Source organism: Streptomyces sp. NPDC101194, assembly GCF_044767885.1.
Lineage (GTDB): Bacteria > Actinomycetota > Actinomycetes > Streptomycetales > Streptomycetaceae > Streptomyces.
On sequence record NZ_JBIWOS010000001.1, the window covers coordinates 1,457,443 to 1,465,433 of the forward strand.

10 protein-coding genes are annotated in these 7,991 nt (G+C 68.2%); 6 read left to right on the forward strand and 4 right to left on the reverse strand.

What is annotated here, in order from left to right; translation table 11 throughout:
- Positions 1–131 precede the first annotated feature (131 nt).
- Positions 132–380: a chaplin family protein gene (locus ACIRP2_RS06520; protein WP_404247085.1), complete on the forward strand. Its 249-nt coding sequence runs from the start codon at positions 132–134 to the stop codon at positions 378–380.
- 86 nt (positions 381–466) lie between these two features.
- On the opposite strand, the gene ACIRP2_RS06525 is transcribed toward ACIRP2_RS06520, so the two are convergent.
- A complete protein-coding gene (locus tag ACIRP2_RS06525; RefSeq protein WP_404247087.1) occupies positions 467–1,252 on the reverse strand; it encodes a hypothetical protein in 786 nt (261 codons plus the stop codon).
- A 143-nt stretch (positions 1,253–1,395) separates the two neighbouring features.
- On the opposite strand from ACIRP2_RS06525, the gene ACIRP2_RS06530 reads away from it, so the two are divergent.
- From ACIRP2_RS06530 to ACIRP2_RS06545, 4 genes are all read left to right on the forward strand, one after another.
- Entirely contained in the window at positions 1,396–2,193 is a 798-nt protein-coding gene (locus tag ACIRP2_RS06530) for an ABC transporter ATP-binding protein (protein ID WP_351087138.1), read from the forward strand.
- Positions 2,194–2,386: 193 nt separating this feature from the next.
- Complete coding sequence (locus tag ACIRP2_RS06535; protein ID WP_404247089.1) at positions 2,387–2,815, forward strand: NfeD family protein; 429 nt, start codon at positions 2,387–2,389, stop codon at positions 2,813–2,815.
- 146 nt (positions 2,816–2,961) lie between these two features.
- Complete coding sequence (locus tag ACIRP2_RS06540; protein ID WP_356480082.1) at positions 2,962–3,891, forward strand: SPFH domain-containing protein; 930 nt, start codon at positions 2,962–2,964, stop codon at positions 3,889–3,891.
- A gap of 62 nt (positions 3,892–3,953) precedes the next feature.
- Positions 3,954–4,721 (forward strand): sulfite exporter TauE/SafE family protein, encoded by a 768-nt coding sequence (locus ACIRP2_RS06545; protein WP_404247091.1) that lies wholly within the window; start codon positions 3,954–3,956, stop codon positions 4,719–4,721.
- A 57-nt stretch (positions 4,722–4,778) separates the two neighbouring features.
- Here ACIRP2_RS06545 and ACIRP2_RS06550 read toward each other — a convergent pair whose 3' ends face one another.
- The 3 genes from ACIRP2_RS06550 to ACIRP2_RS06560 all read right to left on the reverse strand — a co-directional run bounded on the left by ACIRP2_RS06550 (position 4,779) and on the right by ACIRP2_RS06560 (position 6,807).
- Positions 4,779–5,285 carry an HNH endonuclease gene (locus ACIRP2_RS06550; protein WP_404247093.1) on the reverse strand — a complete coding sequence of 169 codons (507 nt, stop codon included), beginning with the start codon at positions 5,283–5,285 and terminating at the stop codon, positions 4,779–4,781.
- Positions 5,286–5,441: 156 nt separating this feature from the next.
- The gene (locus ACIRP2_RS06555; RefSeq protein WP_404247095.1) at positions 5,442–5,972 is read right to left on the reverse strand and encodes a YbhB/YbcL family Raf kinase inhibitor-like protein; all 531 of its coding nucleotides are present in this window, start codon (positions 5,970–5,972) and stop codon (positions 5,442–5,444) included.
- Between the two features lie 52 nt (positions 5,973–6,024).
- Positions 6,025–6,807: a sporulation protein gene (locus ACIRP2_RS06560; protein ID WP_404247097.1), complete on the reverse strand. Its 783-nt coding sequence runs from the start codon at positions 6,805–6,807 to the stop codon at positions 6,025–6,027.
- 73 nt (positions 6,808–6,880) lie between these two features.
- Between ACIRP2_RS06560 and ACIRP2_RS06565 the strand changes: the two genes are divergently transcribed.
- Positions 6,881–7,522 carry a DNA-3-methyladenine glycosylase gene (locus ACIRP2_RS06565; RefSeq protein ID WP_404247099.1) on the forward strand — a complete coding sequence of 214 codons (642 nt, stop codon included), beginning with the start codon at positions 6,881–6,883 and terminating at the stop codon, positions 7,520–7,522.
- Positions 7,523–7,991 lie beyond the last annotated feature (469 nt).

The window sequence follows — 7,991 nt, forward strand, 5'->3', positions numbered from 1 at the left end:
GGCGTGGCCTTTTTTAATAGGGTGGGGTGTTTGGCGCCCACAGGCCCCACCCTGTTCGACTCCGTGGGTTTCTCCCGGGTGCTGCGGCCGACCGCCGCAGCACCCTGGAGAACGCCTCGGAGGATCCTGAAGTGAAGAACCTGAAGAAGGCCGCCGCCGTCACCGCCATCGCCGGTGGACTCATCGCCGCCGGTGCCGGCGCGGCCTCCGCCACCGGCCACGGCGCGGGCGCCCACGGCGCCGCGACCCACTCCCCGGGCGTGGTCAGCGGCAATGTCGTCCAGGTCCCGGTACACGTCCCGGTGAACGTGGTCGGCAACACCGTCGACGTGATCGGCCTGCTCAACCCGGCCTTCGGCAACCTCGGCCTGAACGGCTGACCGGTCTTACCGGCCGGTGCGCCGCCGGACGGGCGCGTCGAGCCCGTCCGGCGGCGACAACGGATGCCCACTCGGGCCTCCAAGCCCTACCGCCCGCGCTCCTGCTCCTCCACATAAGCGTTGTACGCGGCAACCTGCGCCCGCCGGGCGACCCGCTCCACCGGCCGCAGTGCCTCCCCCCGGGCGGCGATCTCCGACGCACTCACCGCCCCGCCGTGCCCGTTCTCGTACGCCACCGAGATCAGCAGACCGACCCGCTGCGCCAGCTCCAGCACCCGCACCGCCCGCGGCGGATACCCCGGAGCGAGGACCTCGCGCCCCCGCTCCACCCGTGCCCGGTACGCGTCCACCGCCGCCTCCGCCACCGGCCCGGAACCGGCCACGTCCAACCGCGACAGCACCGCCGTCGCATCCCGCAACGCCTCGGCCAGCTCCCGTTCCGCCTCACCCAGCGACGGCACATCGGCCGGCGGCGCCTCCCGCACCGGCAGGCAACGCCACACCACCTCGACGTGCAGATCCCCCTCCGGGCCCACCTCACGCACCTCGGGCACCAGCCCGTACGGCGCTCCGACGGCGACCACCGCCTCCTCCGCCTCCAACGCCCGCGCGTTGAAGTCCGGGGGACCGCTCAGCCCCAGTGGATGCCCGGGGGCCGGCAGCGCGACCCGGAAGCCGGTCACCCCCAGGCCCCGCAACCGTCCGAGCGCCAGCGTGAGCCCCACCGGCCCCGCCTCACCCGGCAGTCCCTCCACACGATGCACCGCGTCCTGTCCGACGACGGCGAGCGCCGCGTCGTCCGGGGACACGAGTCCCGCGAGAAGTGCGTTTCCCCAAGCGGCCAGCAGCCCTGAGCGTGGTTCCGAAAGCATGGCAACAGCCTAGGGAACGGAGCGGGGGCCTGTCGTCACACGGGCCCAGCGCCTGCCGTGCTCCCGCGGTGGCGTAGATTTCCCTGGGAGCTGTGCCCACAGGCACGCGACGATCTCGACACTGCATGGGGAGACAACGCGCCATGAGCGATGTACTGGAGCTGGTGGACGTATCCGTGGTCCGCGACGGACGCGCTCTGGTGGACGATGTCTCGTGGCAGGTCAAGGAGGGGGAGCGCTGGGTCATCCTCGGCCCGAACGGCGCCGGCAAGACCACCCTCCTCAACATCGCGTCCAGCTACCTCTTCCCGAGCACCGGCACCGCGAGGATCCTCGGCGAACAACTCGGCGGCGTCGGCACCGATGTCTTCGAACTCCGACCCCGCATCGGCATCGCGGGCGTCGCCATGGCCGAGAAGCTGCCCAGGCGCCAGACCGTCCTGCAGACGGTGCTCACCGCCGCGTACGGCATGACCGCCACCTGGCACGAGAACTACGAAGCCGTCGACGAGGAGCGTGCCCGCGCCTTCCTCGACCGGCTCGGCATGACGGAGTACCTCGACCGCAAGTTCGGCACCCTCTCCGAGGGCGAGCGCAAGCGCACCCTGATCGCCCGCGCCATGATGACCGACCCCGAACTGCTGCTCCTGGACGAGCCCGCCGCGGGACTCGACCTCGGTGGCCGCGAGGACCTGGTCCGCCGCCTGGGCCGACTGGCCCGTGACCCGTACGCCCCCTCCATGATCATGGTCACCCACCATGTCGAGGAGATCGCTCCCGGCTTCACCCACGTCCTGATGATCCGCCAGGGCAAGGTGCTCGCCGCCGGTCCGATGGAGACCGAGCTCACCTCGCGCAACCTCTCCCTCTGCTTCGGTCTGCCGCTCGTCGTCGAGCACACCGGCGACCGTTACACGGCCCACGGACTCCCGCTCTCCTAGGGCCTCTCGGCCGGATCACGCCGGGCCGGCCCGATCCGGACGAATGGCCCCGGGCCTCTCGGCGCACGGCGCACGGCGGACGGTGGTTCGACGGCACGGCCCGGTACGGTCGGCCGACGGTCTCCGCGGGCGACGTCGCGCCCGCCCGGCTGCGCCCTGTCCGCGAGGGCACCCGCGGTCCTACCATGACCACGTGGACATCGAAGCGTGGGTGTGGTGGCTGATCGGTGCGGTGGGACTGGGCATCCCGCTCGTCCTGACCGCGATGCCCGAATTCGGCATGTTCGCCGTCGGGGCGGTCGCCGCAGCGGTCGTCGCGGCACTCGGCGGCGGCATCGTGGCCCAAGTGCTGGTCTTCGTCGTGGTCTCCGTGGCGCTCATCGCCGTGGTGCGCCCGATCGCCACCAGGCACCGCGCCGACCGGCCTCAACTCGCCACCGGCATAGATGCGCTGAAAGGCCGTCAGGCAGTCGTCCTGGAACGGGTCGACGGCAGCGGCGGCCGGATCAAACTGGCCGGAGAGACCTGGTCCGCCCGCGCACTCGACGGGGACCAGAGCTTCGATCCGGGCCAACAGGTCGATGTCGTCGACATCGACGGAGCAACAGCAGTCGTCATGTGACCGAACCACCCACATGACAGCGCACGTTCTGTCAGACTCGAAGTCGATCATCATGAGATCGGGGCCGTCGAGCCGTACGGCCCCTCCCACGAACTCGACCTCGATCATCGCGATCCGTCGGCAACCGAAGGGCAACGAGGAACACGATGCAACCGATCATCATCGTTCTGATCATTCTGGTGGTGCTCGTCTTCATCGCCCTGATCAAGACGATCCAGGTCATCCCACAGGCCAGCGCCGCCATCGTGGAGCGCTTCGGCCGCTACACCCGCACGCTCAACGCGGGCCTGAACATCGTCGTTCCGTTCATCGACTCCATCAGGAACCGCATCGACCTGCGTGAACAGGTGGTCCCGTTCCCGCCCCAGCCGGTGATCACCCAGGACAACCTGGTCGTCAACATCGACACCGTCATCTATTACCAGGTGACCGACGCGAGGGCCGCGACCTACGAGGTCGCCAGCTACATCCAGGCGATCGAGCAGCTCACCGTCACCACCCTCCGCAACATCATCGGCGGCATGGACCTGGAGCGCACCCTGACCTCCCGCGAGGAGATCAACGCAGCCCTCCGCGGAGTCCTCGACGAGGCGACCGGCAAGTGGGGCATCCGGGTCAACCGCGTCGAACTCAAGGCGATCGAACCGCCCACCTCCATCCAGGACTCGATGGAGAAGCAGATGCGCGCCGACCGTGACAAGCGCGCCGCGATCCTCCAGGCCGAAGGAACCAGGCAGTCCGCGATCCTCACCGCCGAGGGCGAGAAGCAGTCCGCGATCCTGCGCGCCGAGGGTGAGGCCAAGGCCTCGGCCCTGCGTGCGGAGGGCGAGGCCCAGGCCATCCGTACGGTCTTCGAGTCCATCCATGCCGGCGACCCGGACCAGAAGCTTCTCTCCTACCAGTACCTCCAGATGCTCCCGAAGATCGCCGAAGGCGATGCCAACAAGCTCTGGATCGTGCCCAGCGAGATCGGCGACGCGCTCAAGGGCCTCAGCGGGGCCTTCGGCAACCTCGGCTCCGGCGCCCCCGGTTTCGACACCGGCAAGGAACGCCGGGAACAACCCCCGGTCGACTGACGCGTACACGCCCTCGTGCATGATCAATGCACCAAGCACCGATCATGCACGGGGGATTCGCCATGACCACCTGGGAGATGCTCGCCGTCTTCGCCGCGGGTATCAGCGCGGGCACGATCAACACGATCGTCGGATCGGGAACGCTGATCACCTTTCCCGTACTGCTCGCCACCGGCCTGCCCCCGGTCACCGCCACCGTCTCCAACGCCCTCGGCCTGATCCCCGGTTCGATCAGCGGCGCCATCGGCTACCGCAAGGAACTCGCCGGGCAGGGGCGCCGCGTCCTCAAGTTCGCCGTCGGTGCGCTGATCGGCGGACTCACCGGTGCCACCCTCCTGCTGGCCCTGCCCTCCACGGCGTTCGAGACGATCGTGCCGATCCTCGTGGCCCTGGCCCTCGTGCTGGTCATCCTGCAACCCCGCATCAGCGGAGCCGTCCAGCGCCGACGCGCACACACCGGCACCACCGCCCGCCCCGACGGCGGCCCGCTCCTCTTCTTCGGACTGATGCTCGCCAGCGTCTACGGCGGCTACTTCACCGCCGCCCAGGGGATCATCTACCTCTCCCTGATGGGCATGCTGCTCGACGACACGATGCAGCGCCTCAACGCCGTCAAGAACGTCCTGGCAGCCGTCGTCAACAGCATCGCCGCGCTCTTCTTCCTCTTCGTCGCGGACTTCGACTGGACGGCCGTCGTGCTGATCGCGGTCGGCTCCGCGCTCGGTGGTCAGATAGGCGCCAAGGTCGGCCGCCGCCTCAGTCCGATCGTCCTGCGCGTCCTCATCGTCGTGGTCGGGACGGTCGCCATCGTCCAGCTGGTGCTCCGCTGACACGGAAGCCCGCCTCCGCAAGGAGACGGGCTTCGGGTACGACAGGACGCGTGCCGACTACGCCGCGGTACGGTCCAGCCACTCAGGCAGCGCCGACCGCTCACCGGCCCCCATCGCCAGCAGCATCGCCTCCGCGGGAGACGGGACGAAGGGCTGCTTCAGCAGCGGCATCCCCGCCTGTTCCGGGGTCCGGGCGGCCTTGCGGTGATTGTCCTCCGCGCAGGACGCCACCGTGTTGAGCCAGGTGTCCTGACCACCCTGGGCACGCGGCACCACGTGGTCGACGGTGCTCGCCCGCCGTCCGCAGTACGCGCACCGGTGCTGGTCCCGTATCAGCACACCCCTTCTGGACCACGGGGCCTGTCTTCGGAACGGCACCCGTACGTACCGGCAGAGCCTGATCACCCGGGGCACCGGGATGTCCACGGCGGCGCCACGCATGCGGAGATCGGGATGCGACTGCTCGACGACGGCCTTGTCCTGCAGAATCAGCACCACCGCACGCTTCAGCGTCACCGTCGACAGCGGCTCGAAGCTCGCGTTCAGTACCAGCGTGTCCCGCATCTCGCCCACCTCCCGTGTGCCGCCCGCCCTCCGGCAGGCCCGGATCAACTCTGGCCGGGCAGGCCGTGATGGACAACGCAATAAAAAAATGCCCTGCCCTGATCTCTCCAGGACCAGGGCAGGGCAAACAGCGGGAGAATTCTCGGCTCACCGGTATCAGGCGGGACCCGTGTACTCACCGATCAGCTGGGCGCGTCCCAGCGTGTGGAACCGCAGGTTGAATCCGACGACCGCGGGCGACACATCGCTGTCGACACCCAGCTTCTCGCTGTCCACCGCGTACACGGTGAAGACATAGCGGTGGTTCTCGCCGGCCGGCGGTGCGGCGCCGCCGAACTCCTTCGACCCGTAGTCGTTACGGACCTGCGCGGCCCCGGCGGGCAGCCCCTCGAACTTCCCGCTGCCCGCACCCGTCGGCAGCTCCGTGACCGAGGCCGGGATGTCGAAGACCACCCAGTGCCAGAATCCGCTGCCGGTCGGAGCGTCCGGATCGAAGCAGGTCACGGCGAAGCTCCTGGTCCCGGCCGGGAAGCCCTCCCACCGCAGCTGGGGTGAGGTGTTCCCGGCCGCGAACACCTGGGCGTCCGCCAGAACGGCACCGGGGGCGAGGTCCTCGCTCACCACCGTGAAGGACGGCACCTGGGGATGGAAGTCGTGCGGCAGCGGCGCCCTCTTCGGCTCGGTCACGTCAGCACCTCTCCTGATCGCTCTACTGATGTCGGCAGGTCTTCCACCGACCCTAGAGCCAGTTGCGCCGACCGCCGACCTCGGCGAGCCACTGATTGAGGTACGCCGCCCAGTCGGTCCCGTGGAAGTCGTTCAGCCCGACCTTGAACGTGCGGTACGAGTCGCTGCCCTCGCTGAAGAGCCCGGACTTCTTGTCCATCTCCAGTACGACGTCCATCTCCCGGTCGTCCGCGACGAACGTCAGCTCCACCTGGTTCAGCCCGCGGTACTGCTGGGGCGGGAAGAACTCGATCTCCTGGTAGAACGGCAGCCGCTGGCGCGTACCGCGAATGTGGCCGCGCTCCATGTCCGCGCTGCGGAAGCCGAAACCGAGCTGCCCGAAAGCGTCGAGAATGGCCTGCTGGGCCGGCAGCGGGTGCACATTGATCGGGTCCAGGTCGCCCGAGTCCAGGGCCCGCGCGATCTCGAGCTGCGTGGTCACACCGATGTTCATGCCGTGCAGATGGTGACCGGCGAACATCGTGATCGGCGTCTCCCAGGGAATCTCGAGCCCGAACGGCACGACGTGCACGGCACCGGCCTGCACCTCGAACGCGCCGCCGAGTCGAAGCGTGGTGAACTCGATGTCCTGCTTGGTCTCGGTGTCCTGGCCCTCGACCTCGACCCGGGCCTGCAGACCGACGGAGAGCCCCTCGATGCGCTGATCCACGGATCCCCCCTGGATCCGGACCTCGCCCTGTACGACCCCACCCGGTACGACATTGAGTTCGGTCAGCTCGGTCTCCACCGAGGCACCACCGGCACCCATGCTCGCGAGCAGCCGCTTGAAGCCCATGTTTACTCCTCCTTGGTCCTGACCCCTGGATACGCGTCACGACCGTGTTCGGTTCCAGGTAGCCTCGAACGCCATGATCGAGGGCCTGGACCGTACCCCGCTGACGCGTGACTTCTTCGACCGCCCCGTACTGGACGTGGCACCCGACCTCCTGGGCCGCACCCTGGTACGCAGCACCCCCGAAGGCCCCATCGAGCTGCGCCTCACGGAGGTGGAGGCCTACGCGGGCGAGATGGACCCGGGATCGCATGCGTTCAGAGGCCGCACCCCGCGCAACAGCGTCATGTACGGGCCGCCCGGTCACGCGTACGTGTACTTCACCTACGGAATGTGGCACTGCCTGAACCTGGTGTGCGGCCCGGAGGGCAAGGCATCCGGAGTCCTGCTCCGGGCCGGCGACATTCAGGTCGGTGCCGACCTGACCCGCAAACGTCGACTCTCGGCCCGCAACGACAAGGAACTGGCCAAAGGCCCGGCCCGACTGGCTACCGCGCTCGACGTCGACCGCGCCCTGAACGGCACCGACGCCATCGCACACCCCGATGCCCCGCTGTCCCTACTGCACGGCACCCCTCCACCCCGTGACCAGGTGCGCAACGGTCCGCGTACCGGAGTGGGCGGTGACGGGGCCACACATCCCTGGCGCTTCTGGATCGACGGAGACCCCACGGTGAGCCCGTACAGAGCCCATGTGCCACGCCGCCGCGCAACTTGACTCCTCCTTGGGAGCCACCTAATGTAGCCCGAGCCGCTTGAAACGGGCACTGCTGTCGCTGCGGTCCATTGGATCGCTCGAGCATCCCGAAGTGGCCAACCACTACCTACGATTCACCCTGGCGGGTGCGAATTCGGCATGCCGTAATTCGTCCTCATCGACTCGATTATGAGTCGCCAAGGAAATCGGCTAATGTAGTGGACACGCCGAAAGGCAAGGCCATTCCAATCGGCCACCGGAATTCAAATTCGAACCGGAAACGGTGAGAAAAGAGTCTGGTAAGGTTGGAACCGCCGGAAAGGGAAACGCGAAAGTGTGGAACTGGAAAGCAACCCCGCTTCGACCGGGAATCGGACACGAAAGAGTCTGATAGAGTCGGAAACGCAAGACCGAAGGGAAAAGCCCGGAGGAAAGCCCCAGAGAGTGTTCTGCGGGTGAGTACAAAGGAAGCGTCCGTTCCTTGAGAACT